This is a genomic window from Streptococcus halichoeri, assembly GCF_019774635.1.
GTDB lineage: Bacteria > Bacillota > Bacilli > Lactobacillales > Streptococcaceae > Streptococcus > Streptococcus halichoeri.
The window spans coordinates 443,602-469,039 of record NZ_CP081502.1 but is presented as its reverse complement, the minus strand read 5'-3'; the positions used below and the strand labels follow the sequence as shown (position 1 = coordinate 469,039).

The window sequence follows — 25,438 nt, the reverse complement described above, 5'->3', positions numbered from 1 at the left end:
ACATCCCACCCGCTCTACAGCAACAAACATAGTCTCCTCTCCTGCACTCTATATCCTACCTCGCTGTCCTTACCTTAACAAGCAAACCTTGCTTGTCCCAACCGGGCTCGCCTACCTGTACGTTTCTAGATGTCATGCCCTCCCTAAGCCCTAGCCCTTAGCCGATTCCACAGCTCCACCTTTGCTTGTTCCTAGCTGCCTCCGGCCTCTGAGCACAGTCAAAAAGCCCTATAAGCTCAGCGATTCTTCACTCGCAAGCCCATAGAGCCATTAAAAAAGCTGACCTGAGGTCAGCCTTTATTGGGTGTCATTAAGATAATTTCATAATGTTGACTGCTTGAGGGCCACGTTGACCTTCTTCAACATCAAATTCAACTTTTTGTCCTTCATCTAATGTTTTAAATCCATCAGATTGAATAGCTGAAAAATGTGCAAAGACATCTTGACCGTTTTCAGTTGAGATAAAACCGAAACCTTTTTCAGCGTTAAACCATTTTACTGTACCTTGTGCCATAACCATCCACTTCCTTTCTAAAAAAACATTTGTAAAAATGATAGAGAGAAATAAAGATGTTGCACCTATATATACTAACTCAAATACTCATTTACATTTATCCTTAGTCTACCACACCCTACGCCCCTTGTCAATACTTATATTACCTAAAGAAAATCCTCTGCCCCTAAACACTTGACTAGAGAGCAGTTAAAGCTAACTCTTTTTTAGCCTAAGGCCTTATTTTTTCCAACCCGACTTGCTCATTAAGCTTTAGCCCCCTTTTGGTTTCGCTTGGCTAGACTGCTAATGTCCCAGCCAAGCAAACAAAAGCTGAGCTGGTTGAGCTGGATACTGCAAAGCCCTGCTGCAAGTGCTGATAGGAGCTGATCTTATCTTAGGAGGTTGAGCAAGGCTTTTAGTTGAGGAATTTGCCAATCTAAGTTAGAATGTCAGAAGAATCGCTCGGGCGGAAATCACCTGCTGGCTAATGACTTTTTCTCTAAAGAGTTGGTTTGTAGGTCCAAAAGGGGTCAATGCTTATCCGTTGGTCTCTAATCATTTGCTGCCTGCTAGGCTTTGCCTATGCCTCGCCCCTAGCCCTTTAATCTCTTAAATGAAAGGAGTTTCCTATGGATACGTCTCATCGTTTGCAGGCCCTGCGCCAAAAATACCTTGAAGAAGAGCTTGAGCAGTCTTTACGCAATGAGATCGATTGCCCGGACTCGCGCAAGGCCAAGCGTTTAAAGAAAAAGCTGATCACCTTAGAAAAAGAGCGCTGCCATATGCTCATTGAGCACCGTGACCCATCTGCCATTACTCAAAAGATCGCTCTGTTAAAAGCAGCCTATGCTAAAAATACAGCTAAAAAGTCAGAAAGTAGGTCCCAATGACCATCTCAATTCTGATGATTACTTTTCTCATTTCGCTGATTCTCTCCAATGTTATCAACCGCATCTTTCCCCATCTCCCCCTGCCAGCTATTCAGCTCTTATTTGGGGTGTTGTATGGGATTTTTGTTCGAGACATCCGGATTACCTTTGATCCTGAACTGTTCTTAGCCTTTGTGATTGCGCCTTTAAACTTTCGTGAGGGGCAAGAAAGTGATGTTATCAGCTTTATTCGTTCGCCCCGCATCGTGCTCTACCTGATCTTGCCAACGGTGTTTATTACCACCCTTGTCATGGGCTATGGTATCAATTATCTCTTACCTGTGACCTTTCCTTTGGCTTTATGCTTTGCCATGGGAGCGGCTTTGGCGCCTACAGACGCAGTGGCCCTTCTTTCTTTAGCAAATCGCTTTAAATTTCCCAAGCAGGTTAAAAACGCACTGACTTCGGAAGGACTTTTAAACGATGCGAGTGGTTTGGTCGCCTTTGAATTTGCATTAGCGGCGCTAATGACAGGACACTTCTCCATGGCTCAGGCCAGCTGGCAACTATTGGTAGCCATATTTGGCGGAGTAGCAATAGGGCTTTTCTTTGCTTTATTGAATCGCTTAGTGCTCTCTGTTTTGGAAAAGTTTGATGCCGCTGACGTTACAGGAGCCCTCTTGTTAGAATTAATGCTGCCATTTGTGGTTTACTTTGTGGCCAGTCTCTTGAATGTTTCTGGTATTATAGCCGTTGTTATAGCTGGGGTCATGCAGGCTAATAAGATTCGTAAGGTTACTCTATTTGATGCCCAGGTGGACCGCGTTACTACTATTATTTGGAGAGCTATCCAATTTATCCTCAATGGGCTGGTTTTCATGATTTTTGGTGTGGAGTTGACTCAAATCATGGGGCCGGTCCTCTCTAGCCCACACTATAGCAATCTCTATCTCCTCATTTTGGTGCTCGCCTTGACAGCTCTGCTATTTTTCAGTCGCTTCGTCTTACTTAGCCTTTTTTTCCTCATAAGGAGCCGCAATCACCATAAACCCTTTCGCAAATACTTACACCACCTTAATTTATTAACCTTCTCAGGGGTAAAAGGTAGTGTTTCGATCGCCATCATTTTGCTATTACCTAAGTTAGAGGCTTTGCAACATAGCTTAGTGCTCTTTACTGTTGGTGCTGTGACCCTGCTGAGCTTTTTAGTTGGTCTTCTTGTTTTGCCACGGCTGGCGCCCTTACAGACAACTACCGACAATTATTTTATCAAGATTGCCATTCTCGCTGAAGTGCTGCAACTATTAGAATTAGAAGGCCGGGAAAAACCACACAATCAAGCAGCCTTATATGCTGTTATGGATACCTACAATCGCCGGATTGCTAATTTGATTTTAGAGCAAGAGCCAAATAGTGTCAAAGAAGAACTGGCCGAAATCCAATTAATGATTCTTTCAATTGAAAGCGAGGGGCTTGAGCATGCCTTGCGTACTAAAGAAATGACACTGAAAGAATACCGTATCTATCAACGCTACCTCAAAACACTAGAAAAACAAGTCAATCGCAGCTTTGTTTCTAGCTTTACGTATGCTTTGACCATTTTTCTTCGTGTCATGCGCCGCCTTTTCCGCGAAATTCGCGCTTTTCGCCCTTCCGTAGGACTAGCCCTAAGCCACCGGCAGCCACAATTGACAAAAGAAAACCGCGAACGCTTAACAGAGCTCTATCTCACTAATACTGAATTAATTCTGGATACTTTAGAAGACTTAGAAGGTTTTTACAACACTTCTTTGGTTAATTTTCTGCAGCACCAACGTCTGCAAAATGCCGAATTAATCAAATCAGGCCTCTTTGTAGAGCGGGTTATTACCAATGATGTTCCAGATACCGCACAAGAACGCCTGCACGGCTATTATTTGGAACGTTATGTTATCTTTGACTATGAAAAACAAGGGGAAATCACAGCTAAAGAAGCACAGCGCTTCCGTGATGAGGTTAATGAGCTTGAAACCTACACCTTACGTGACAATACCTCGCCTGGCTTTGCCGATTTATTACAACTGCATCATTTTTAGGAGATCTTAATTACGGTGTCGTTTGGTGTTTTGGGGGATTAGAGGGCTAGGCCATTTCCCCTTTTTTTCTGTCGCATTCACTTTACAACGCTGCTCCTAACTGTTAAATTCGAAAACGTCATTGGTAACTAAGTTTATCAAAGGGGTCATAAATTTCGATATTATGCATTAAGGGACCCTATCACTGTGCTCCATTTGGTTAATAAAAAACGAATAAAGTGATGAGGGATATAATGCTCATCGTTTCATTCGTTTTTTTGTTTGCCATATGTAGCTGTCATGCTTCTTTTAGTGGTCTGTTTTTCTCATATTCTCTTTTTTCCAAGCAATTTATTTTGGATTATTACTAGTTAGTGATAAGATAAGACCATAAGAATTCTAATCCCTTGGGATTGAGCAAAAAAAGAGGAACAGCTATGACAAACTCAGATTTATTAGGACTCCATCACGTAACTGCAATGACAAACGATGCTGTGCGCAACTACCATTTCTTTACAGAAGTATTAGGGATGCGCCTCGTGAAAAAAACGGTCAATCAAGACGACATTCACACCTACCATACTTTTTTTGCCGATGATAAAGGCACAGCAGGCACTGATTTGACCTTCTTTGATTTCCCGGATAATCCTAAAGGCCAGCGTGGCACAAATGCCATCACCCGGATTGGCCTGCGCGTGCCGGATAATGCAGCTTTAGATTATTATCTGGATCGTTTTAAAACGTATGGCGTCAAAAACGATGGCATTATTGATCTCTTTGGTCATAAAGCGCTGCCCTTCGAAGAAGAAGACGGCCAACGCTACCAACTAGTCTCCGACCAGCACAATCACGGTGTCAGAGCGGGCACACCTTGGCAAGACGGACCTGTCCCTACCGACAAGGCCATCTACGGCTTAGGCCCTATCGAAATCACCGTTTCTTACTTTACAGACTTTAAACTCTACTTGATGCAAGTCTACGGCATGCACCCCGTCAAAGAAGGCGACGACTATAGTCTCTTAGAAGTCGGCGAAGGCGGCCACGGCGGCCAAGTGATCTTGCGCCATGATGATAGTAGCCCACAAGCTATTCAAGGATACGGTGAAGTTCATCATGTCTCCTTTCGAGTGGCAGACAGTCAGGCTATTCAAGCCTGGGCTGATAAGTATCAACAGCTCGGCATTATGAACTCTGGCCTTGTTGATCGCTTCTACTTTGAAGCACTCTATTCTCGTGTTGGCCATATCCTTATTGAGCTTTCAACCGATGGCCCGGGCTTTGCCACTGACGAGCCTTACGAAACCCTTGGTGAGACCCTCTCATTGCCACCATTTTTAGAACCAAAACGCCAAATCATCGAAGACAGCATCAAGCCCTTTGATACCAAACGCCACCATTAAAAGGAGGTTTGACTATGGAAGCCATCCAACATATCCACCATATCAGCGCCATTGTCGGCAATGTCCAAGAAAACCTTGATTTCTACCGCCAGGTCCTCAAACTGCGCCTGGTTAAACAAACCGTTAACTTTGACGATCCCTATACTTATCACCTTTATTTTGCTAACCAAGATTTAGATCCTGGTAGTTTAATCACCTTCTTCCCCTGGGAAAATAGCAAAGCTGGCAAAAAAGGTAGTGGGCAGGTCGGACGGATTGGTTTTCGAGTACCTAAAGGTTCTCTGACCCATTGGCAACAAACTCTCACTGAGCATCAGGTTGCCTATACCCAAGAATTATGGGCCCAACAACCTGCCCTCTTCTTCCAAGATGTCCACGCCGTTGATCTGGCCCTAGTTGAAAGCACAATTGAAAAAGACAGTCCAGACATTCTTGGATTTCAAGGGGCCTATCTTCACTCGCATGACTACCAGGCCAGCCGCCAATTTGTACTGAACTATATGCAGTTAAGCGAAGGGCACGAAGGTGCTGATTATTACAGCTTTGTCACCCGCGGTCCCCTCAAGCATCAATTAATTATACCTAAGGTCAATGAACAGCGTGGCCTCCTTGGCCCTGGCACCGTGCACCATATTGCTTGGAACGTGGCAGATGAAGTTAGTCTTAAAAAGTATAAACAGACCCTAGAAGCCGAAAACTTCAATGTGACAACGATTCGCAACCGGAAATACTTCAAATCCATCTATCTTCGAGAGAGTGGCAAAGTAATCTTTGAATTTGCGACTGCTGGGCCGGGGATGACTGTGGATGAGCCGTTTGCAGAACTTGGCCAAAGTTTACAACTGCCTACTATGTATGAAGAGCGGCGCCAAGAAATCCTGCAACACTTAAAACCTTTGAGGAGTTAATCTATGCTATCTTTACATCACACTCAAGTCAGTGCCAAAGACCAGTATAAAATCCTAATTGGCAGTGTTATTCCAAGGCCAATTGCTTTTGTGACCACTCAGTCACAAGAGGGCATTGTCAACCTCGCCCCCTTTAGTTTTTACAATATTGTATCTTATAATCCAGCAATCTTATCCATTAGCGTGCAACGTCTAAATGGCCAAATGAAGGACACTACGCGCAATATTCTAAAGCAAAGAGAAGCCGTTATCCATAATGTTTCACTGGACAACGTGGCACAGGTTAACCAAAGTGCGAAAGACCTAAGTTATAACGATAGTGAGCTAAAACGCACGGGCATGACCTTAGTTCCCTCTTCCACCATCAAAACCCCAGGGGTCAAGGAAGCCAGTGTTCGCTTTGAAACAGAACTTTACCAGCATGTGCCCATCCGTGATGAGCAAGGAAGTGTCATTGCTGATTTGCTTCTCTTAAAAATACGTCATTACCATTTGGATGAAGCCGTCTACCAAGATACTTATATCAATTATGAACACTTGAACCCCCTATCACGGCTGGCCGGCAATGACTACGCCCAACTGGGTGAATTACACACCCTCAAACGACCCTAGAACTCAAACGACTCTAGAAGGAGTATATCATGCACTATTTGTATCAAGCAGGTTCGAGCAGGCAACGGCTTTTGGTCCTTTTACACGGCACGGGCGGCGATGAAAACAGTCTTTTGCCTCTGGCCAAGCAGCTAGATCCAACTGCCAGTATCCTTGCCATTCGCGGTCAAGTCAGTGAAAATGGTGCCCTACGCTATTTTAAACGCTTAGCACATGGCCACTATGATCTTGCCGACCTCCAGCAACGTGGCCAGGCGTTACGTCAGTTTATACTGAGTTTTGCCCAGCAACATGACTTTAAAACGGAGCAGATTACCTTAGTCGGCTTTTCCAACGGAGCTAACATTGCAATTAATATGCTCTTAGCCAATCGCAGCCCACTCAAAAAAGCCATTCTCTTTGCTCCTATGTATCCTGTTGATACCCGATCCCTCACTGAGTCTAAAGCCGATACAATGGTCTTCATCTCAACCGGCACTCAGGACCCCATTGTCACCACAACCGCCAGTCAAGAAGTTCTTAATCTTTTCACCAGTCGCCAGGCACAAGTGACAAGCTTTCAAGTTAGAGGACACGAAATCACCCTAGAAAGCCTAGAGGCCGCAAAAGTCTGGCTTGAAAAGCAGTAAGCATGAACACTTGCCAAAAGAAGGCAAGCCCCTAGAAAACTACAAAACAATGGGGATTATCATCCTAATATCTGCTAAAGCACACAAGCCTTTGAAGCCACAGATAATTACGAAACCCAATGCTGTCACAATTATTTAGCTTCATTGCCACCACTTGGATAACTCAAAGAGGAAAAAAAGAAACCTGAGAGCCAAAATATATCCGGTAATTTGACCGATTTTTGATTGACTTTTTTCTTTTTTTCTCTTTTTTTATCCTGTCACAAAAAATAAAAACCTTGATTTAACAACATTTCTAAGAAGTTAATCAAGGTTTATTTTATACATAAAAGGCGGTAGACGGATTTGAACCGACGATCAAGCTTTTGCAGAGCCGTGCCTTACCACTTGGCTATACCGCCGCAACATCATTCATTTTATCTTAAATCATCTTAAACGTCAAGTTTAATTTACGAGCCCTCACACCCTCTAGCAACCAAAAACAGCCAGCTACTTTTTTCTGTCTTTGGCTGCTTTAGAGGCTTGGTCAAAAGCTTTCCAAGAAACTATTTCTATGCCCGCCCTGCTATTTACTATGTTTTTTGGGGCTTTCACTAAGATCTCGACTACTGTCACGGGCACTACTCTTGCAACTATGCTTTTACTGGCAGATCTCTTACTGTACTGCACTGTATCTCCATCTGCTACGCCATCCCACATAGGCAGAATCACTAAGGCTGCTAATTATTTCACTGGCTGCTCTAGCTTGCAAAAACCGCGGCTCTTATCCGGCTCCTGCCCATAACCACGCGGTTTGGCCAGGCTTCAAAACTAGCAACTCAAACGTGTCCTAGCTTCTCTTGCGCAGCCATTTCCCTAGAACACCCTTGGCTAAAACGCTTTCGTTAGACAATTTTATCCACTTTTTCTATAATAGATAATACCAGACTAAATTAGAAGAAGGAGGAAATATATTATGTCTTTAGTCGGAAAAGAAATAGCTGAATTTTCAGCAAATGCCTTTCATAACGGAAAGTTTATCACTCTTAGTCAGGATGATATTAAGGGCCAGTGGGCGATTTTTTGCTTCTATCCTGCAGATTTCTCATTTGTTTGTCCAACAGAATTAGGGGACTTACAAGAACAGTATGAAACACTGCAATCACTTGGTGTGGAAGTTTATTCTGTCTCTACTGACACTCACTTCGTCCACAAGGCTTGGCACGATGATTCTGATGTGGTTGGTACGATCACCTACCCTATGATTGGTGATCCGTCTCATGCCATTTCACGCGCTTTTGATGTGCTTGGTGAGGATGGTCTTGCCCAACGCGGTACCTTCATCATTGATCCTGATGGGGTTATCCAAATGATGGAAATTAATGCGGATGGTATTGGCCGCGATGCTAGTACGCTGATTGATAAAGTACGCGCAGCTCAATACATTCGTAAGCACCCTGGTGAAGTTTGCCCAGCTAAGTGGAAAGAAGGCGAAGAAACCTTAACACCTAGCTTTGATCTTGTCGGCAAAATTTAACAGACAATATACTAGATACTAGCAAAGGAGGAAGGCGATGGCACTTACCCCAGATATTAAAGACCAACTACAACAATATCTGTCCCTGATGGAAAAACCTGTCATTCTAGGCCTTTGTACTGCAGACGACAGCAACTCTCAAAAAGTTGCGGACTTTGTCAATGAAATTGCGGACATGTCTGAGCAAATCACCGTGCAACCAGAAACCCTAAAACGCGTACCAAGCTTTTCCATCCACCAAGATGGACAAGAAAGCGGGATTGTCTTTGCCGGTGTTCCCCTTGGACACGAATTTGCCTCATTTGTCCTGGCCCTAATCCAGGTTTCAGGACGAGCCCCTAAGATTGAGGAGGCAACCACTAAGCGCATCCAGGCTATCAAAGGCCCTCTAGCTTTTGAAACCTATGTCAGCTTGTCTTGCCACAATTGCCCTGATGTGGTGCAGGCCCTCAATATTATGGCTGTCTTAAACCCCGCTATTTCCCACACCATGATCGAAGGCGGGATGTACCAAGACGAGGTCAAACAAAAAGGGATTATGTCTGTCCCAGCAGTTTACCTAAATGACCAAGAGTTCACCTCAGGAAGAGCGAGTCTTGAAGACTTATTAGATAAAATTGCAGAGCCCGAAACAGCGCCTGATTTCTCAGACCAAGCTCCCTTTGACGTTCTTGTGATTGGTGGCGGCCCAGCCGGCAACAGCTCAGCTATCTATGCGGCCCGTAAGGGCCTCAGAGTGGGACTTCTGGCCGAATCATTTGGCGGCCAAGTCATGGATACCGTGGGCATTGAAAATATGATTGGTACCCCTTATACCGAAGGACCTAAGCTCATGGCTCAAATCGAAGCACACACACAATCCTACGATGTGACGATTATCAAAGGCCAGCGCGCCAGCCATATTGAAAAAGTCCAAGACGAGATTCAAGTCAGCCTAGCCAAGGGTGGCCTCATCAAGGCAAAAACCGCAATCTTAGCCCTAGGAGCCAAGTGGCGTAACATTAATGTCCCTGGCGAAGACCAATTCAAAAACAAAGGTGTTACCTACTGTCCACACTGTGACGGTCCCCTCTTTGAAGGCAAGGACGTTGCTGTTATTGGCGGCGGGAATTCTGGCTTAGAAGCTGCACTAGACTTGGCTGGACTGTGCCGTCAGGTCACCGTTTTGGAATTCCTACCTGAACTCAAGGCGGATCAGGTGTTACAAGATCGTGCTGCAAAAACAGCTAATCTGACCATTGTGACCAATGCCGCAACCAAGGCCATTACCGGCGATAGCCATGTCACAGGTCTAACCTATACCGACCGTCTTTCTGGTCAGGACAAACAACTAGCTGTGAGTGGTGTCTTTGTCCAAATTGGCCTGGTGCCAAGTACTAAATGGTTAGAAGACAGTGCCATTACCCGCAATGAGCGTGGGGAAATCAGCGTTGACAAGTATGGCGCTACCAATGTCCCAGGTATCTTTGCAGCGGGTGATTGTACCGATGCCCCTTACAAGCAAATCGTCATTGCGATGGGCTCTGGTGCAACTGCTGCCATTGGTGCTTTTGACTATTTAATCAGGCAGACCTAAAAAGGCCGCCAATCAGGCACTAACCATATGTCAATAGCATTGCCCAAGGCTGTGGACCACATGTCCCAGCCTTTTTGGCATGAGCAAGATTATGCTTGCGAACGGCTGATTTTTCTGGTAAAATGAAGGAGTCGCCTATGCGACAAATACTCATCCTAAACCTATTGTAGACTTGTTGCCTGCGGGTTAGTTCTGCAAGTTGACGTTAAGGAGAGGCGAAAAAACATTTTATAAAGGAGATTTTACTCATGGCAGTAATTTCAATGAAACAACTTCTTGAGGCTGGTGTTCACTTTGGTCACCAAACACGCCGCTGGAACCCTAAGATGGCTAAATACATCTTCACAGAGCGTAACGGCATCCACGTTATCGACTTACAACAAACGGTTAAGTTAGCCGACCAAGCTTACGAATTCGTTCGTGACGCTGCTGCTAATGATGCTGTTATCTTGTTTGTTGGTACCAAAAAACAAGCTGCTGAAGCAGTCGCTGACGAAGCAACTCGTGCCGGCCAATACTTCATCAACCACCGTTGGTTGGGTGGAACTCTCACTAACTGGGGAACAATCCAAAAACGGATCGCTCGTTTGAAAGAAATCAAACGCATGGAAGAAGACGGAACATTTGAGCTACTTCCTAAAAAAGAAGTTGCCCTTCTTAACAAACAACGTGCTCGCCTTGAAAAATTCTTGGGCGGTATCGAAGACATGCCACGCATCCCAGATGTGATGTACGTTGTTGACCCACATAAAGAACAAATCGCTGTTAAAGAAGCTAAAAAATTAGGTATCCCAGTTGTAGCGATGGTTGATACCAATGCTGATCCAGATGACATTGATGTGATCATTCCGGCTAACGATGACGCTATCCGCGCCGTTAAACTCATCACTTCTAAACTTGCTGACGCTGTTATCGAAGGTCGCCAAGGCGAAGATGCCGATGTAGACTTCGCAGCAGAAGGACAATCTAGCGACATTGAAGAAATCGTTGAAGTTGTAGAAGGCGACAATAACTAAGCTACAAGCCAGCTGCCAGTAAAACTGGTCAGAGGACTTTAACTTTCGTACATGTCACACGGGGCAGAAAAACAAGCAAACCGCTCTGTCCCGTTTTTTTTGAAACTGAAATTAATTATTTTTTGGAGGATTTACTCATGGCAGAAATTACAGCTAAGCTTGTCAAAGAATTGCGCGAAAAATCTGGTGCCGGCGTTATGGACGCCAAAAAAGCACTCGTTGAAACCGATGGCGATATGGACAAAGCCGTTGAATTGCTTCGCGAAAAAGGAATGGCAAAAGCTGCCAAAAAAGCAGATCGCGTTGCAGCTGAAGGCCTAACTGGTGTCTATGTTAATGGTAATGTCGCAGCCATTGTGGAAGTTAATGCAGAAACTGACTTCGTTGCTAAAAATGCCCAATTCGTTGACCTCGTTAATGAAACAGCAAAAGTCATCGCCCAAGGCAAACCAGCTAACAACGAAGAAGCTATGGCCTTAATCATGCCTAATGGTGAAACACTTGCCGCAGCCTACGTTAACGCTACTGCCACTATCGGTGAGAAAATTTCCTTCCGTCGCTTTGCCCTTCTAGAAAAAACAGACGCCCAACACTTCGGTGCTTACCAACACAACGGTGGCCGAATCGGCGTAATCTCTGTCATCGAAGGTGGAGACGAAGCACTTGCCAAACAAGTGTCAATGCATATCGCAGCAATGAAACCAACCGTCCTTTCTTACACAGAGCTTGACCCACAATTCATCCATGACGAGTTAGCACAAATGAACCATGCTATCGAACTTGACAATGAATCACGTGCGATGGTTAACAAACCAGCTCTACCATTTATGAAGTATGGCTCAAAAGCACAATTAAGCGATGAAGTCATTGCTCAAGCCCAAGAAGACATCAAAGCAGAGCTTGCTGCAGAAGGCAAACCAGAAAAAATCTGGGACAAAATCATCCCAGGAAAAATGGACCGCTTTATGCTTGACAACACCAAGGTTGACCAAGCTTACACCCTCCTTGCCCAAGTCTACATCATGGACGACAGCAAAACCGTTGAAGCTTACCTTGACTCTGTCAATGCAAAAGCTGTCAACTTTGCCCGCTTCGAAGTTGGTGAAGGTATCGAGAAAAAAGCCAACGACTTTGAAAACGAAGTTGCCGCAACCATGGCAGCCGCACTTAACAACTAATCCTGCAACACCCCAAAGCCAAACAGCCAGATGCGCTGCTTGGCTTTTTTTGCGGTCTACAGACACCAAACACCAGCAGAGAAAAGAACCCACACGCCTAGGACCAAGTATCCTCCAGCTCAAGGCAACTAGCCTGGGCCAACATTGAAAGATCAGTCGCCAAAACCAGAGAGCAAAAGCGCAGCTTCACACCCAGCCAAACCAAGCACCTAGCCTTCAAAGAACAGCATACAAATCCCTGCCAGACTAGGCATTGCTTTTAGTCCACAATCGCACACCAAACACCCAGCCAGTTTGACAAAAAATAGCAGTAATAAATCCTAGCAGCCACACCAAAAAAACACGACCAAATACCCAGCAACCAGCCCACTCCCACAGACCCTAAAGCCTATTATATCAAGGCTTAAGCGCTCCCACTTGCTACAACCATAACTTTGTAAGCCCAGCAATTCCTGACCTTAAGTATATATATATATATATATATACTGGTGGTTGCCGTAAAAAGCTTAGAAATGAAAAGGAGATTAATTTAATATGGCAAAACACCATTGGAATTGGACAAAAAAGGCGGTGTTAGCAGGCCTTGTCGTCAGTGCGAGCTTACTGAGTGGACATGGAGCTGTGAGAGCAGACAATGAATTAACAGAAGCAGAGCGATTAGATATATATACAAATGGCATTGACATGCTTAAAGAATACAAAAACATGCACGATTACTTACAATCAGTCTATTCTCCTGCTCAATTGCTTTATAGCACTCTCGATTTAGTAAACAAATATTCAACTGATTATCTATATAATAAAGTATATGATGACACACAGAAACTCAGTAACTTATTAGATAAAATAACTAATAAACAAAAAATAGCTGAACTTAATCAAAAGGAACAAAAACTAAGGGAAGCATTTGATTATTCAGTTGAAGAATCAATGAATCGTCAAAAACAAATTGAGCAGCTCACTGATGACCTAAAAACGTCAAAAGAAAAAATAACAACTTTAGAAGCTAAAGAAACTGAACTTAACGATCAAGTAGCTTCCTTAAAGGAAAAAGGAGAAGCTACAGAGAAAGATTTAAAAGCTAGCCAAGAACAAGTTAAAAATCTTTCTGAGCAAGTTTCAGAGTCCACAAAGAAAAACAACGACTTACAGTCTCAACTTGATACTGAAAAGAGTGAATTAGCTGATATTCAAAAACGTTTCGATGCTGCCACAGAAACTAATAAAGAAGAAAAAGCGAAACTTCAATCCGAATTAGAAACTAAAAAAGCCGAAATTGAGGGGCTACAAGTCAAAGTTGATGAAAGCAAAGCAAGTCTTGATAAGTTGACTGCCGAAAAAGCTGCGGCTGAGGCGAAAGTTGCTGAGTTAACCACTCAAAAAGCTGAGATTGAAGCGAAGCTAAAAGACCAAAGCAGACTCAGCTCTGAGGATAAGGCTAAACTTGAAAAAGAACTGCAAGACTTGATGGCGAAGCTCGACATGCTCAAGAAAGAGCAAGAAAAAACTCCGGAAACACCTCAAGAGCCTGAAGTGAAACCTGAGGACAAACCAGCTGAACCTCAACAGCCTGAAACCAAACCTCAAGCTCCGCACGCACCTGAAACTGATAAGCCAAGCACACCGAAGAAACCGGAAATCAAGCCGGCTCCGACCCCTGCTATTCCGGAAGTGAAACCAAGCACACCACACACTCCTGAAAAACCAGGCAAAGGCAAGCCAGCGGCGCCAAAAACCCACCACGCAGCAACGCCTGTGGTTCCACACACGGCAACACAAAATACTGCTGCGCATTTGCCACAAACGGGTGAAACTACAGCTAATCCATTCTTCACCGTGGCGGCTCTATCTGTCATTGCTTCTGCTGGCGTTCTTGCCACTAAGCGCAAAGAAGACTAGTCAAACGACTGCTAATCAGGTTTATTGATGCCATATTCTTCTAGCTCTTGTGCCACTCTCTCCTAAGACACAAGAGCATAAAAAAGGTTGAAGAAAAAGTCTATTTTGGACAATTTTCTTCAACCTTTTTTTGTTATGCTGCAAATTAAAAACTCTCAGAAGCATTGCCATATTAATACTTCTAAGAGTTTAACCATTTACCAGCTCACTTAGGCTAAGCTAAATGACGATATTCGATAGGAATTTGTCTACGTTCTGAAAAAACCTTCTCTCTTAATGGCACAAGGATTTTTGCATTCTTGCTAAGCTGCTCCTTCGCTGCTCTAGTTGACACAACCAAGGAAGGCCCTAATCTCTAGCCTCGCACCACAGGGCGTGCTGTCTGGCACCCGGTTGCGTCCATTCAGCTAGCTTTTAACGCGCCCGCGCCCGCCCTGGTCATTCCAGAGGAATCATCTCAGCAAGAAATCCGTCCTCGCTTGCTGGGAACGGGTGCTATGTACGGCATGTCCATCCTACGTCAATCAAGAAATCCGCCTTCAAGAAGGCCGGACAGTTTACCACAGCCACTGAAAAAGTTACGGACAGAAAGTCGTCCGATGAACTCGTTTATTTTCGTTATAAAAATATAACTATTAAAAACGAATGATAAGCCATCCCTAAGCTTCCAAGGATAGTTACCATTCGTTCTTTACTAATAGAATTTATTGGCGTTCTACTTTTTCAGTAGCCTCCAATTTGCCCAGCTTCTTAGTTAGCTTATACCCAAGTCTTACCAGATAATGACCCGGTCTTTTGGTGCCCGCCACATAAAGTCGCCTTCAGTAATATCAAATTCCTGATGGAAATCATCAAAGTTGGTAATGGTGACGTTGGTCCGCCATTCAGCTGGGGCATGCACATCAACACTTGCTAGCATTTGCATGTACTCTTCACGCGCCTTCATCCGCCAGATTCTCGCAAAGTTAATAAAGAAGTCACGGACGCTGAAGTCTGCTTCTTTCTTAGCAGCCTCCAAAGCACAAGCCACACCACCTAAGTCTGCGACATTTTCAGACACGGTTAGTTTACCATTCACCTTAGCACCATAAGAATCTAGGCCATCAAACTGCTCAACCACCTTATCCGTACGCTCCTTAAAGGCTGCATAGTCCTCATCTGTCCACCAATTGTTCAAACTACCGTGCTCATCAAAAGAAGCCCCATTGGTGTCAAAAGCGTGGGAAATCTCATGGGCAATCACTGCTCCGATACCACCATAGTTGGCGGACGAGCCTTGATGCAAATCATAGAAAGGCGCTTGCAAAATAGCCGCCGGAAAGACAATCTGATTTTGTTGTGGATCATAGTAGGCATTGACCATGTGCGCTGGCATGTGCCACTCGCTGCGGTCTACCGGCTTATTCCACTTGCTCCACTCATAAGCAACGGAGATTTGGGCCAAACGATTAACATTTTCCACCAAACTGAGTTTTGGATCAATCACCTTCTTAGCATAGGTTTCGGGTAATTTTTCCGGATAGCCGATGTGAGGGGTAATCACATTCAACTTGACAATGGCTTTTTCCCGTGTAGCTGGCGCTAACCAATCGGCAGTCTCTAAGCGTGACTTATAAACCTCAATCATCGTTGCAACCTTATGCTCCACGTCGGCCTTAGCCTCAGGTGAGAATTTCTGTGACGCATACCAAAGCCCCAAAGCTTGATTATAAGGACCTTGCGCTAGATAAAAGGCCGCCTTCTTTTTGTCCATCGCCTGTGGGGTGCCAGAGAGTGCTCGGCTATAAGCCCCAGATAGGACACGAATCTCATCAGTCAAGTAAGCATTGTAGGCATTAGCCGCATCAAGAATCAACTCTGCTTGCAACAAGTCCCAGTTGCTTTGAGCAAAATAATCTTTAGCAAACTCTGTCCAAAAACGCTCCTCAGGAACAATCACCTTGTCAGGCTGTTGCCCCAAGATTTCTTGGAAAATATCAGATAATGGCAACTCAGGCACTAGGGCTGTAAAGTCTGACCAGTCATATGGATGATAGAGTTTGGCATATTCGGCTGATTCTTCTCGAGACAAGACATATTTGGCTAGTTTAGCATCCAAAGCAATGACTTTATCTAAAAGCTCAGCGATTTCTTCACTAGAAAAACCAAACTTAGGCAATAAATCCTCTTGCGATTTGCGCCAAACAGCTAATAATTCTTTTCCTTTTTCGTTGCCCTTGGCATAGTAGCTGGTATCTGGCAAAATAATGCTAGGAGCTTGCGCCCATAGGACGTTTAGCTGGGCATTCATGAAGTCTGGCGCAACACCAAATGGGAAAATATTAGGCTTAGCAGCTAGTTCATAGGCAGCCACGCGTTTAGCAAAGTCAGCAAAGGATTGCAAAGAGCGGTATTCTTCAATCAAAGGCAGCACTGGCTCGACACCGACCGCCTCACGCTGCTCATAATCTGAGGTCATTTTGTGAAGAGCAATGAAATTGGTGAGGATTTTATTTGTAGGGAGGTTTTTACCAGCTAGCCATTGATCAGTTGTTTCCAACATCAGGTCCTCAATAGCGTCCGCTAGGTCTGAAAAACCACCTGTTCGCGGCTTGTCATCGGGAATAACGGCTGTTTTTGCCCATTCCCCATTGACAGCATGGTAGAAATTGTCTTTATAAGTAACCATAGTTTCTCCTTTTCGCATTAATTGCCTCTATTTTATCAGAAATTTCCGATAAATGCATCCGCTTAACAAGAGTTTTACCCTGACTAGGCAAGCAAAAACCCCCTTTTGACGGTCAAAAGGGGGACTGGTTCTTAATATTGCCAAATGGCCAGAGTTTGGTAGGGCCGTAAGGTGATGGTTTTCTGGATAAGCACATCCTCGTAATTGGACAAAAGGACTTGCCCCTGGCTGTAAGTGCCAGGCAGGGTTACACGAATCTCGGTAGCAAAGAAGTTATTGAGCACCAGTAGTTTTTGTCCTGCCAGACGACGCTCAAAAGCATAGACCTGGGCATGGTCGCACAGGGCTGCATGATGGTCGCCTTGGGCAATGATGGGCAGGTTTTTGCCCGGCCAGACAGCCACCAAGTACCTGCACGCGATTTGCTTTTTTGGCTACCACGTCAAAAGGGGGTTACAGGATTTCCTTACCCGCATTAGGTCCTGACTGCAAATTAAAGACACGCTCAATATGGATGATACCTACTGCCTTAGGTTCCTTCATTTTCCCCTGCGCCCAGAGCTTTGCCTCCTCATAAAGTGGACCAGAGGTCTGCATTTCGGCCTTGCCCATAAAGCGGTAGCCTTTTAAGGCCTGCCGATCAATAAAAGCAACTTCTATTTTGCCATTCTGCTCAATATTAGCCATGGTTTGCCCGCCAGTATTTTCATTAAACATTAAGGTCTTGGCATCATAATAGCGCATGGAGCGTTTTGGACCAATATTGGGATTACCGGCCTGGTCCACTGTTGCAACAATGGCTAACTCACGGTCAATCAAGGCTTTCATTTCTTCTGTTATCATCTTTTTACCTCCTCTTTCTCATTAAATCATACAGGATTCACATTCCTCAACCTGCTGGTCTTCGGCGTAGTGTTCACTGCCAGCTAAGACCTCTTGGCGGACACGCACATAATAGATCGAAGCACATTTTTGCCGGAAGGCCTGGATATAAGCCCGGTTTAAATCACGAGTACTTGCATCCTCATTCATAAAGAGAGTCAGTGAAATCGCCTGGTCAATATGTTTTTGTGCCGTTGAGACAATATTAATAATCGGTTCTGGTCCTAATTCAAAGGCCCCATCCTTATAGTAATCATAGTTGTCCTGGGATAGCTGATAAGCAGGCACATAGACGCGACCGAGTTTTGCTTCCTTTCTGACTTCGACTGGCGAAACCACTGGTTGCAAGCTTGGCGTACATGATGTTAGATAGCTGATTGAGCCTGTTGGAGCAATGGCTAGCAAGTGTGAATTGGCAAGGCCGTACTGTTGAATGTCTCGCACCAAAGCTTGCCAGTCTTCTTTGGTCGGTAGTGTGAACTCACAGTCTTTTAACAGCTGGCTAACACGCTTAGTTTCTGGCGTGACACTCGCCTCAGTGTATTTGGCAAAATAGGAACCATCAGCATAATCAGATTGACTAAAGGTTGCAAAAGCTCCTACCTTCTTGGCCAATTGCATCGAAGCCTTAAAGGCATAATAAGCCATGCTATAGAAAAAGCAATTTGTAAAATCTATAGCTTCTTTAGAATCATAGTAGATCGCATTGGTCGCCAAAAAGCCATGCAGGTTCATCGCACCAAGTCCCAGAGCATGATTGGCCTGATTACCTTTTTGGATGGACGGGGCAGAATTAAGATCTGTTGAACGCGATACACGATCAAGTGCCTCAATGCTGGTTGTTATCAGGTTTTCAAACTGTTTGCCATCAGCCATTGCCTTAGCAATATTGATCGAAGCCAGGTTACAGCACACATCCTGACCAATTTCTGCAAAAGATAAATCTTCATTATAGCGGCTAGGCGTGCTAAATTGAGCGATTTCTGTACATAAGTTTGACATGATAATCCGCCCTTGCTTGTGATGGGGATTGCGTTCATTAACCGTATCTTCAAAAAGAATATAAGGATAGCCAGACTCAAACTGTAACTCGGCAATCATCTGAAAGAGCTGGCGAGCCTTAATGTAGGTTTTCTTAATCGCGGGGTTAGCCACCAAGTGCTCGTATTCCTTTGAAATCGAAATATCAGACATTGGCTTACCATAAACGCGCTCAATATCATAAGGAGAAAACAGAGCCATATCGGCGTTTGCCTTAGCTAATTCAAAGGTAATGTCAGGAATCACCAAGCCTAGCGATAGCGATTTGATCCGGATCTTCTCATCCGCATTTTCGCGCTTACTATCTAAGAAGGTCAACACTTCTGGATGGTGAGCATGCAAGTACACCGCGCCAGCTCCTTGCCTTTGGCCCAACTGATTAGCATAAGAAAAGGAATCCTCCAAAAGTTTCATAACAGGAATAATCCCCGTTGCCTGATTTTGGATATTCTTAATAGGCGCGCCAAACTCACGCAGATTGGTCAAAGCCAAGGCCACGCCACCGCCACGTTTAGAAAGCTGCAAGCTAGTGGAGATAGCCCGCGAAATGGATTCCATATTGTCTTCGACCCGCAGCAAATAGCAAGAGACAAACTCGCCTCGTCGTTTTTTCCCCGCATTTAAAAAAGTTGGTGTCGCTGGTTGAAAACGCCCTTTTAACAGATGCTCTAAGATTGATAAAGCTAAGCTTTCTTGGCCTCCAGCCAAAAAGAGGGCATTCATCACCGCACGATCTTGAAAATCCTCTAAATAATAACGATGGTCATCCGTCTTTAAAGCATAGCTATTGTAAAATTTGAGAGCCCCCATAAAGGTTTGGAAAGGTTCAACATCCTCATGGGCTTTTTCAAACAGCTGATGCACAAATCTTGCATCATAAAGGTCTAATAGCTCCGCTTCATAATAATCATGCTGAAGCAGATAAGCCAATTTAGCCTCCAAATTTTCAAAAACCATGCGATTAGGTTTGATTTCCTCTTCCAGATAGGCGCTAATAGCCTCTTTGTCGGCTTCAAAATGATAGTGACCATCATTATCCTTGTAACGCGTCAAGGCATTATAGGCTAAATAGTCTTTCGTTCGTTTCATATCGTTTCTTTCTCTCTTTTTTTCAAATAATGTTTCACTAGACTGACATCGGCCGCTGTCCCTAAAAGTTCAAACTGATGCAGCAAGGGCACAGCCAACTTTTGGGCTATAATATTACCAGCCAAAGCAAAGGTATCACCAAAGTTAGTATTACCAGAACCAATCACTGCCCGGCAATATTGCCGATTATGGCGGTCATTTAGAAAATGAATCACTTGCTTGGGCACAGCCCCTTTTAGATCTCCCTTACCCCCAGCATAGGTTGGCACAATTAAAATATACTCTTCGTTCACCTGGATAGGACTCCCATCAATCGGAATCCGCAGGCTAGGGCAGGCCAATTTATCCACAAAACGTTTGGTATTGTTGGACCGTGATGAGAAAAACACCACCAAATCAACCGTGACATCAAAATTCCCAGTCGTCATCTTCAGTTTCCTCCCGATGCCCCATAATATAGGAAGAGCCATTGCCTGAGAAGAAGTCATGCGTCTCATCTGCTCTAGCTGATAATTGGGCAAAAATTTCTGGCGAAACATAGGTTTCTGCCTCTGTGAAGGGAGAATCGTAGCCTAAGTTTTGCAGAAACTTACCAGCATTATAGATGCTAAAGCTGATAGCCTCGTCTGCTAGATCAAAGCCAGCATATAACTCTGTCAGGAAGGCCTTTTCAAGTTCGATTAATTCGTCTAATAATTGAAAGACAAATGCTTTCATTTCGGCCTGCCGCTCGGCTGACAGCTGCTTGACCTTTTGTTGGTACTTATAGCCACTATAATAATTATGAATCACCTTATCACGCAGGATCAGTCGAATAACGTCTGCCGTATTAGGTAAAAAGCCTCGCGCTGTTAAGTAAAAAGGCAGGTAAAAGCCACCATATAGCAAAAAGCCAGGCATCATAGCTGCCGCAACCTTTGATTTCAAAGGATCGTCTCCTTTATAATAAGGAATTAACTTTTGCGCACGCGCCTGTAGACTGGGCGTTGCGATCACCCATTCGTGCGCTTCTTCGATCTGTTGACTATTACACAGGGTAGAAAAGATACTACCATAAGAGCGCGCGTGGACCGCTACCATAAAGGCAAAATTCGTATAAATCACCTGTTCATGATCTGTCTGTGCATGCTGGATTTGCGCAATATCACCCACAGTTGCTTGGACTGTATCTAATAGGGTCAGCCCCGTAAATGTCCGGGTTATCAGCTGCTGCCAGTTAGCATCCAATTGCTGCCAAGACGTCAAGTCATTGGACAAGGGAATTTTTTCAGGTAACCAGAAGTTCTGGGTCACCCTGTTCCACACTTCCAAGTCTTTGTCGTCTTGAATCTTATTCCAATTGACAGAACGCATACTGCTATTTTCTGCCCCAAGGGTATAAGCAAGCGGGGATTGTGACTTCTGATAATAGTCTAAGGCCATAAGTTACTCCATTTCATGATTTCTACTAATCGTTATTTTGGCATACAAAAAACCTCTCAAGACGGGACGTCTTGATAAAAAGTACCCATCTTGAAAAGTTAATTGATAATCTATTCTTAACATTGAGTCATCACCCAAAGTCAACTGTGTTATTGTAAAACGAAAAACAGGTCTTCGTTTTACTTGCTCCGATTTTCTGTTTTATCAACAGGCTTGAATCAATAATAACACAAAATGTAGTGGTCTTCAACACAAAATACCACAATATAGACGATTTAAGCATATTGTAAAAAATGTAAAAATTAATTTATTAAGTAGTCTTAATTAAAAAGTTAACCATACCTTATTATAACAGTCTTTAGCAGGGTTTACCACAAAACACATTTTAGCCCAGTCATTTGTTTGTAAACTAACTAGCATTAAAAAGAAATCTTACTGAATATTAAATAAAAACCTTAAGCAAACTATCCAAAGCAAGGCCCAGCCACATTTCACCTTGACAGACCAGCCTGAGCTCGACTAAAATGACACTATGTTAACTTTTTTAATCCCAACAGCAAAAGAACTCAACCAGCCCAAGACAGCACAAGCAGGACACCTTCCCAAAGGAATGCCAGCAGTGCTCCACACACTGACTGCCAAGAGTCCAGCCCAATTAGCCACTGCCCTTAAGCTGACACCGCAAGCAGCGCAAGCAGAATTAGCACGTTTTCAGGCCATCAAGCAAGAAAAGGCCTGCGTCTCTCCAGCCTTTGAACTCTTCAATGGACTCATGTATCGCTCTTTAGGACGCGACAGCCTGACTGCTGGCCAACTCAACTACCTCACGCAACAGGTTTTCATCACCTCTGCCTTGTATGGGATTATCCCATTTGATTACCCGATTGCTCCTTATCGTCTCGATTTTCACAGCAGCATCAAAATCACAGGCAAAAGCCTCAAGCTCTACTGGCGCCCTTTTTATGATCGCTTTGCCCATGACCATGCCAATGCCCCCATCATTTCCCTTTTATCAAGTGAATTCACCCAGGTCTTTTCTAAAGGCGGCCAAGAAAACTGGCTGCAAATCGCCTTTAAAGAAGAAACCGAAGGCCAATTAAAGACGCACTCAACCATTTCAAAAAAAGCCCGCGGTGCCTTTTTACAGGCCTGCGCCAAAGCAAACTGCCAAACGCCAGAAGACCTCAAAAACTTAAACTTCGACGGCTTTCACTGGCAGGCAGAATTATCCACCGCTCAGCTTTTTACCTATGTCAAAAAGAACTGCCCTGCTGATCATTAAAAAAAGATGAGTTACATTAAAGCCAAAAAAGTCAAGCCTAGACAGGCCTGAGCCATGCTGGCTAAATAGCAGAGCTTGTAGCCTGTAGCCAATCTGGCCCTAACTCACTGATCGCTGGGACTTTTTCTTTTCCCAGTGGCGTTCAATTTTATGAGAAAATTTCTTAATCTGATTATAAAAACATTTGATTTTTGAGCTGTTTTTCGTTACACTAACCTTACAGATGGGAAACCCATCCTAAAATAAAAAATAAGAGAGAGGATAGCCAGATGACAACTTTTTGCAAAAAACTTGCCATTGCAGCGATGACCAGCCTAGCCTTAGCCGGAGCTTGCCTGACTGCTGCTCACACTAGCAAGGCAGATGACTTTTCTGACTTCTCAGACTTTGACGAATTTCTTTTAGCACCTAAAAAAGATGGCTATAGCGCATTGCTTGACTTTTTAAAAGAGCAAGGTGTTGAAGACTTTTATGCCGAAACTTACTTAGAAGAGCATGCCGATAAAGATTTCAAGACATTATTGGTTAAATTCCAAGCTAAAACAGCTCAGGAAACAAACCTAGAAGTCACTACTGAAATGAGTAAGACCTTCTTAGAAGCTGCACCAGTCTACAACAAATAAACTTAAATATCCTAGAAACACCTTCTAGCAGTGTGACTATGCTTTACACCTTATTATTATAGTCACCAATATGAAAAAGCAACCTGCCCCCTCAGGTTGCTTTTTTAGGCTTGCTTCAGTGCTGTCCTGACTGATTTTAAAAAGGCGCCTGAGGATGGCCACTGGGTCTTGTTTGGTCCTAGCTCTTTCTTTTTCCATTCCACTTACCAGTTGCCTTATTAGTGTGAGGGCACACACAATAGCTATGGAGCTTTAAGACCAGACAAAACCCAAATAAGCCTTTCACCGACTGCCGGAAAAAGGCTTAACAGATTTCTTGTGATGGACAGCTAGTAGACATTTATTAATGATTGATGGCTGCTCTACAATACAAGCTTTGCTGATGATATAGGATTAGCCCTGGGGATGACTACGATCCTTCTTGTTTCTGCTGTAGAGGCATTTAGACGCACCCGTCATTTCTTGGCCTATCTATTCAATCCAGAGCATTATCATCGCTTTATTTGGCTCGGCCGCCTTAAAAGATCCGCCAAAAAGGAGCTGTAAAGCCTTAAGTACGGGAGTTATACACCATTTTCATACTTATCCACAGACTGTGGATAAGTATGAGGATAATGTGGGGAAAGCTTGTCAGGCAAAGCCTGCTCTTCTAGGGAAGCAGGCCCCTGAGATTTGGCCGCAAGTCCTGCCAAGTTCGAGCTTAGCTTTAGCTTTTTTGACATGTCACAAGAGCTGGTCTCGCGATACCTGCTCAAAAGCTTGATCGCCGTCATTTAACTTTTCCCAGATAACGACCTGCTTGGTCGCTAAGGACTTAGCCACATCAATGATCCGCTGATTGCTTGAACCACGAAACTGCAACATCAAGTTCTTCTTTGTAATGTCAAAGCGACCATCAACTAAAATGTCAATCAGCTCTAGCATCTCCAGTTTGTCCGGCGTCTCTTGCATTAATTCTTCCCAGGTGTAGCCGGTCCAAGACCACACATCTTTTTCTGGTAACTCTGTTCGAACACGCTTGAGCAGCGGGAGCAATATACCGGTATTGAGAAAAGGCTCCCCCCCAAGCAAGGTCAAGCCTTGCACATAGGGTTGGGCCAGATCTGTCATGATTTGTTCTTCTAATTCCTGACTGTAGGGAATGCCTGCTTTAAAGGACCAGGTGGCAGCATTGTAGCACCCTTTGCAATGAAACATACAGCCTGAGACATATAAGGAATTGCGCACGCCTTCCCCATCAACAAAATTAAAGGCCTTATAATCAATAACCCGTCCCTGGCTTAAGTCTTTAGATTTCCATTCTTGGGGTTTAGGGTTATTCCAATTACTATTTGTCATGAGTCTCCTTTGCTAATCCAATAACGCTCCACCCCGTTTTGAATATCTTCGAGTTGACCTTGATTAGCTAAAATAACCTTTCTACTGGCTAGATTAGTCCTTGAGCAAGTCACCAAGACCCGGGTGATATTTTTTTGCCTCGCTAAGCTCACGCCCTGGGCCAGCATGGCCGTGGCATAGCCCTTGCGCCGCTCTAAAGGGCGGACCGAGTAGCCAATGTGGCCGCCTTTTTGGCGTAGAGCCGCATTTAGTGCTAAGCGTAAACTTAAGAAGCCTAGCGCCCGCCCTTGCTGATTAAAAGCAACCAATTGGATTGAAGGAACCTGATCAGCTCTCAAGGAAAGACCGGCTTCTCGCAGCTGATTTTGCTCAAGCCAAGCTTGATAGTCAAAATCCGTCAGGTCCCAAAAACCACCATCATGCGGGGATTGAAATGCCTGAAACTCAGCCATCATTTCCATGACAGCTGCTTGGTCACTAGACTTGGCCGACGTAATTCCATCTTCTCACTCCTTACTTGGGTAGATGCATACCTCATTCTTCCCTTGCGGCACTAATCGCTAGCCTAGGCATAAGCTACAGACAGCTGCTTGCACAGCTGTTTTTGTGTAAACACATGCATTTAATCCCAGGGATTTGTCGCATATAGGGTAACGAAGCTTTCTGCGAAATGCTGCCAATTGCTATCATGGCACCAGTCATTCGCAAACCTCACTGTTGCTTTCTTGTTTTCTTGACAAATTGCTCCTTTAGCGCCTCAAGCTTGGCTTTTTTGTCCTGCTTAGCACGCGAATGCTTCTCGTGGTATTTTTCTACCTGTTGCATGCCTTTGTAGTCTAATTGGTATTTTCCCATTCTCTTTCCTTTATTCTCTAATTCTTTCTATCTGCTAAGTCAAGCTCTCGCACTTCCTCCCCTAAGGGCTAGGACACGCAAATAA

21 protein-coding genes, 1 tRNA gene and 2 pseudogenes are annotated in these 25,438 nt (G+C 44.2%); 13 read left to right on the top strand and 11 right to left on the bottom strand.

The genetic code is table 11. The annotated features are described in order from the left end of the window. Positions 1 to 310: 310 nt before the first annotated feature. Positions 311 to 514, bottom strand: coding sequence for a cold-shock protein (locus K5J94_RS02435; protein WP_159543468.1), 204 nt, complete (start codon positions 512 to 514; stop codon positions 311 to 313). A 611-nt stretch (positions 515 to 1,125) separates the two neighbouring features. On the opposite strand from K5J94_RS02435, the gene K5J94_RS02430 reads away from it, so the two are divergent. The 6 genes from K5J94_RS02430 to K5J94_RS02405 all read left to right on the top strand — a co-directional run bounded on the left by K5J94_RS02430 (position 1,126) and on the right by K5J94_RS02405 (position 6,968). Beyond that, a complete protein-coding gene (locus K5J94_RS02430; RefSeq protein ID WP_159543470.1) occupies positions 1,126 to 1,386 on the top strand; it encodes a hypothetical protein in 261 nt (86 codons plus the stop codon). Continuing rightward, positions 1,383 to 3,440 (top strand): cation:proton antiporter, encoded by a 2,058-nt coding sequence (locus K5J94_RS02425; RefSeq protein ID WP_221913389.1) that lies wholly within the window; start codon positions 1,383 to 1,385, stop codon positions 3,438 to 3,440. The genes K5J94_RS02430 and K5J94_RS02425 overlap by 4 nt, the downstream gene beginning before the upstream one ends. A gap of 416 nt (positions 3,441 to 3,856) precedes the next feature. After that, positions 3,857 to 4,819: a ring-cleaving dioxygenase gene (locus tag K5J94_RS02420; RefSeq protein WP_221913388.1), complete on the top strand. Its 963-nt coding sequence runs from the start codon at positions 3,857 to 3,859 to the stop codon at positions 4,817 to 4,819. Positions 4,820 to 4,833: 14 nt separating this feature from the next. Then, entirely contained in the window at positions 4,834 to 5,727 is an 894-nt protein-coding gene (locus K5J94_RS02415) for a VOC family protein (protein WP_221913386.1), read from the top strand. 3 nt (positions 5,728 to 5,730) lie between these two features. Beyond that, the gene (locus K5J94_RS02410; protein WP_159563884.1) at positions 5,731 to 6,339 is read left to right on the top strand and encodes a flavin reductase family protein; all 609 of its coding nucleotides are present in this window, start codon (positions 5,731 to 5,733) and stop codon (positions 6,337 to 6,339) included. 29 nt (positions 6,340 to 6,368) lie between these two features. Continuing rightward, a complete protein-coding gene (locus K5J94_RS02405) occupies positions 6,369 to 6,968 on the top strand; it encodes an alpha/beta hydrolase (protein ID WP_159563883.1) in 600 nt (199 codons plus the stop codon). 330 nt (positions 6,969 to 7,298) lie between these two features. Here K5J94_RS02405 and K5J94_RS02400 read toward each other — a convergent pair. Then, positions 7,299 to 7,369, bottom strand: a tRNA-Cys gene (locus K5J94_RS02400). A 554-nt stretch (positions 7,370 to 7,923) separates the two neighbouring features. On the opposite strand from K5J94_RS02400, the gene ahpC reads away from it, so the two are divergent. From ahpC to K5J94_RS02375, 5 genes are all read left to right on the top strand, one after another. Next, positions 7,924 to 8,484 carry an alkyl hydroperoxide reductase subunit C gene (ahpC, locus tag K5J94_RS02395; protein ID WP_159543482.1) on the top strand — a complete coding sequence of 187 codons (561 nt, stop codon included), beginning with the start codon at positions 7,924 to 7,926 and terminating at the stop codon, positions 8,482 to 8,484. 37 nt (positions 8,485 to 8,521) lie between these two features. Continuing rightward, a complete protein-coding gene (gene ahpF / locus K5J94_RS02390; RefSeq protein ID WP_159563881.1) occupies positions 8,522 to 10,060 on the top strand; it encodes an alkyl hydroperoxide reductase subunit F in 1,539 nt (512 codons plus the stop codon). A 248-nt stretch (positions 10,061 to 10,308) separates the two neighbouring features. Next, positions 10,309 to 11,076: a 30S ribosomal protein S2 gene (rpsB, locus tag K5J94_RS02385; RefSeq protein ID WP_159543486.1), complete on the top strand. Its 768-nt coding sequence runs from the start codon at positions 10,309 to 10,311 to the stop codon at positions 11,074 to 11,076. A gap of 137 nt (positions 11,077 to 11,213) precedes the next feature. Then, a complete protein-coding gene (gene tsf, locus K5J94_RS02380; RefSeq protein WP_159543488.1) occupies positions 11,214 to 12,254 on the top strand; it encodes a translation elongation factor Ts in 1,041 nt (346 codons plus the stop codon). 534 nt (positions 12,255 to 12,788) lie between these two features. Continuing rightward, a complete protein-coding gene (locus tag K5J94_RS02375) occupies positions 12,789 to 14,153 on the top strand; it encodes an LPXTG cell wall anchor domain-containing protein (protein WP_231700368.1) in 1,365 nt (454 codons plus the stop codon). A gap of 772 nt (positions 14,154 to 14,925) precedes the next feature. Here K5J94_RS02375 and K5J94_RS02370 read toward each other — a convergent pair. The 6 genes and pseudogenes from K5J94_RS02370 to nrdF form a co-directional block, all read right to left on the bottom strand. Continuing rightward, on the bottom strand, positions 14,926 to 16,821 hold the full coding sequence (locus tag K5J94_RS02370) for a M13 family metallopeptidase (protein ID WP_159795049.1): 1,896 nt from the start codon (positions 16,819 to 16,821) through the stop codon (positions 14,926 to 14,928). A 131-nt stretch (positions 16,822 to 16,952) separates the two neighbouring features. Then, positions 16,953 to 17,207, bottom strand: a pseudogene (locus K5J94_RS02365) (alpha-glucosidase C-terminal domain-containing protein); the annotation flags it as partial. Between the two features lie 67 nt (positions 17,208 to 17,274). Next, complete coding sequence (locus K5J94_RS02360; RefSeq protein ID WP_159545998.1) at positions 17,275 to 17,664, bottom strand: pyridoxamine 5'-phosphate oxidase family protein; 390 nt, start codon at positions 17,662 to 17,664, stop codon at positions 17,275 to 17,277. 21 nt (positions 17,665 to 17,685) lie between these two features. After that, a complete protein-coding gene (nrdE, locus tag K5J94_RS02355) occupies positions 17,686 to 19,833 on the bottom strand; it encodes a class 1b ribonucleoside-diphosphate reductase subunit alpha (protein WP_221913384.1) in 2,148 nt (715 codons plus the stop codon). Then, positions 19,830 to 20,261 (bottom strand): class Ib ribonucleoside-diphosphate reductase assembly flavoprotein NrdI, encoded by a 432-nt coding sequence (gene nrdI / locus K5J94_RS02350; RefSeq protein WP_221913381.1) that lies wholly within the window; start codon positions 20,259 to 20,261, stop codon positions 19,830 to 19,832. The genes nrdE and nrdI overlap by 4 nt, the downstream gene beginning before the upstream one ends. Continuing rightward, a complete protein-coding gene (gene nrdF / locus K5J94_RS02345) occupies positions 20,242 to 21,255 on the bottom strand; it encodes a class 1b ribonucleoside-diphosphate reductase subunit beta (protein WP_159545994.1) in 1,014 nt (337 codons plus the stop codon). The genes nrdI and nrdF overlap by 20 nt, the downstream gene beginning before the upstream one ends. Before the next feature lie 532 nt (positions 21,256 to 21,787). On the opposite strand from nrdF, the gene yaaA reads away from it, so the two are divergent. Beyond that, positions 21,788 to 22,537, top strand: a complete 750-nt coding sequence (yaaA, locus tag K5J94_RS02340; RefSeq protein ID WP_221913379.1) for a peroxide stress protein YaaA — start codon at positions 21,788 to 21,790, stop codon at positions 22,535 to 22,537. A gap of 269 nt (positions 22,538 to 22,806) precedes the next feature. Further along, complete coding sequence (locus K5J94_RS02335; RefSeq protein WP_221913377.1) at positions 22,807 to 23,160, top strand: hypothetical protein; 354 nt, start codon at positions 22,807 to 22,809, stop codon at positions 23,158 to 23,160. Between the two features lie 723 nt (positions 23,161 to 23,883). On the opposite strand, the gene nrdG is transcribed toward K5J94_RS02335, so the two are convergent. The 3 genes and pseudogenes from nrdG to K5J94_RS02320 all read right to left on the bottom strand — a co-directional run bounded on the left by nrdG (position 23,884) and on the right by K5J94_RS02320 (position 25,353). After that, positions 23,884 to 24,498, bottom strand: coding sequence for an anaerobic ribonucleoside-triphosphate reductase activating protein (gene nrdG / locus K5J94_RS02330; protein WP_159583527.1), 615 nt, complete (start codon positions 24,496 to 24,498; stop codon positions 23,884 to 23,886). After that, a pseudogene (locus K5J94_RS02325) lies at positions 24,495 to 25,000 on the bottom strand (GNAT family N-acetyltransferase). The gene nrdG and the pseudogene K5J94_RS02325 overlap by 4 nt, the downstream one beginning before the upstream one ends. A gap of 209 nt (positions 25,001 to 25,209) precedes the next feature. Next, positions 25,210 to 25,353, bottom strand: a complete 144-nt coding sequence (locus K5J94_RS02320) for a hypothetical protein (protein ID WP_167547754.1) — start codon at positions 25,351 to 25,353, stop codon at positions 25,210 to 25,212. Positions 25,354 to 25,438 lie beyond the last annotated feature (85 nt).

Coding starts and splice junctions, on each gene's coding strand:
- K5J94_RS02360 (WP_159545998.1), bottom strand. CDS start 17,664: ATGATAACAGAAGAAATGAAAGCCTTGATTGACCGTGAGTTAGCCATT.
- nrdI (WP_221913381.1), bottom strand. CDS start 20,261: ATGACGACTGGGAATTTTGATGTCACGGTTGATTTGGTGGTGTTTTTC.
- tsf (WP_159543488.1), top strand. CDS start 11,214: ATGGCAGAAATTACAGCTAAGCTTGTCAAAGAATTGCGCGAAAAATCT.
- yaaA (WP_221913379.1), top strand. CDS start 21,788: ATGTTAACTTTTTTAATCCCAACAGCAAAAGAACTCAACCAGCCCAAG.
- K5J94_RS02415 (WP_221913386.1), top strand. CDS start 4,834: ATGGAAGCCATCCAACATATCCACCATATCAGCGCCATTGTCGGCAAT.
- ahpC (WP_159543482.1), top strand. CDS start 7,924: ATGTCTTTAGTCGGAAAAGAAATAGCTGAATTTTCAGCAAATGCCTTT.
- K5J94_RS02405 (WP_159563883.1), top strand. CDS start 6,369: ATGCACTATTTGTATCAAGCAGGTTCGAGCAGGCAACGGCTTTTGGTC.
- K5J94_RS02420 (WP_221913388.1), top strand. CDS start 3,857: ATGACAAACTCAGATTTATTAGGACTCCATCACGTAACTGCAATGACA.
- K5J94_RS02410 (WP_159563884.1), top strand. CDS start 5,731: ATGCTATCTTTACATCACACTCAAGTCAGTGCCAAAGACCAGTATAAA.
- K5J94_RS02375 (WP_231700368.1), top strand. CDS start 12,789: ATGGCAAAACACCATTGGAATTGGACAAAAAAGGCGGTGTTAGCAGGC.
- K5J94_RS02430 (WP_159543470.1), top strand. CDS start 1,126: ATGGATACGTCTCATCGTTTGCAGGCCCTGCGCCAAAAATACCTTGAA.
- K5J94_RS02320 (WP_167547754.1), bottom strand. CDS start 25,353: ATGGGAAAATACCAATTAGACTACAAAGGCATGCAACAGGTAGAAAAA.
- nrdE (WP_221913384.1), bottom strand. CDS start 19,833: ATGAAACGAACGAAAGACTATTTAGCCTATAATGCCTTGACGCGTTAC.
- rpsB (WP_159543486.1), top strand. CDS start 10,309: ATGGCAGTAATTTCAATGAAACAACTTCTTGAGGCTGGTGTTCACTTT.
- K5J94_RS02425 (WP_221913389.1), top strand. CDS start 1,383: ATGACCATCTCAATTCTGATGATTACTTTTCTCATTTCGCTGATTCTC.
- nrdG (WP_159583527.1), bottom strand. CDS start 24,498: ATGACAAATAGTAATTGGAATAACCCTAAACCCCAAGAATGGAAATCT.
- K5J94_RS02335 (WP_221913377.1), top strand. CDS start 22,807: ATGACAACTTTTTGCAAAAAACTTGCCATTGCAGCGATGACCAGCCTA.
- ahpF (WP_159563881.1), top strand. CDS start 8,522: ATGGCACTTACCCCAGATATTAAAGACCAACTACAACAATATCTGTCC.
- nrdF (WP_159545994.1), bottom strand. CDS start 21,255: ATGGCCTTAGACTATTATCAGAAGTCACAATCCCCGCTTGCTTATACC.
- K5J94_RS02435 (WP_159543468.1), bottom strand. CDS start 514: ATGGCACAAGGTACAGTAAAATGGTTTAACGCTGAAAAAGGTTTCGGT.
- K5J94_RS02370 (WP_159795049.1), bottom strand. CDS start 16,821: ATGGTTACTTATAAAGACAATTTCTACCATGCTGTCAATGGGGAATGG.